Annotated in this window: 1 protein-coding gene; it reads right to left on the bottom strand. The window is 79.2% G+C overall.

All coding sequences use genetic code 11. From position 1 onward, the window contains the following. Positions 1-472, bottom strand: a 472-nt coding sequence (locus tag G3I53_RS03130; protein WP_164437999.1) for a lipopolysaccharide biosynthesis protein, incomplete at its 3' end; no start/stop codon positions are given. Between the last annotated feature and the right edge of the window lie 152 nt (positions 473-624).

The raw sequence follows: 624 nt of genomic DNA, 5'->3' as shown, positions 1-624 counted from the left end.
CGCGGGCGAACTGCCGCAGCTCGACGCGGGTGGCCTGCTCGGCGCCCGCCGCGTGGCGGGTCAGCGCGCGCGAGACCGCGTTGGCCATGTCGGCGGCCACGTCCGGGCGGGACGAGGTCGCCGTGACCGACACCATCGGCGCGTCCGGCGAGGTCGCCGTGCGGACGTTCTCCCGCAGGGTGCGCACCGGCACGCCCGCCCACACCTGGGCGTCGCCGAGCACCGCGAGCTGGCCCGCGACCCGGCCGTACGCCTGGGCGAACCCCAGCGCGGTGCCCGGGTCGGAGTTCTCCTTCGGCACCGCCACGACATAGCTGGTGGCCGTGTAGGTGGGCGTGGCGACCAGCCCGTAGGCGGTGCCGAGCACCGCGCCGGCGAGGACACCGGCCGCGGGCAGCGACCAGGGCGGCAGGGCCCGGAGCCGGGACAGGGCGGCGGCCGGGCGGCGCCGCCCGGTGGGGTTCTCGGTCATGCGGAACTGACTCCCTCGGGTGACGGGGACGACGACGGCGACAGCGGTGGGGGCGCGGGCGACGGCGGCGGGGGCGACGGCGCCGGGGGCGACGGCGGTGGGGCGGCACCCGCCAGGGCGGCCGCGTAGACGTCCGTGAGCAGGCCCGCGGT

It is taken from the genome of Streptomyces sp. SID14436, assembly GCF_010548465.1.
Classification (GTDB): domain Bacteria; phylum Actinomycetota; class Actinomycetes; order Streptomycetales; family Streptomycetaceae; genus Streptomyces.
The sequence above is the reverse complement of the archived record's forward strand: the minus strand, read 5'-3'. Positions and strand labels throughout refer to the sequence as shown.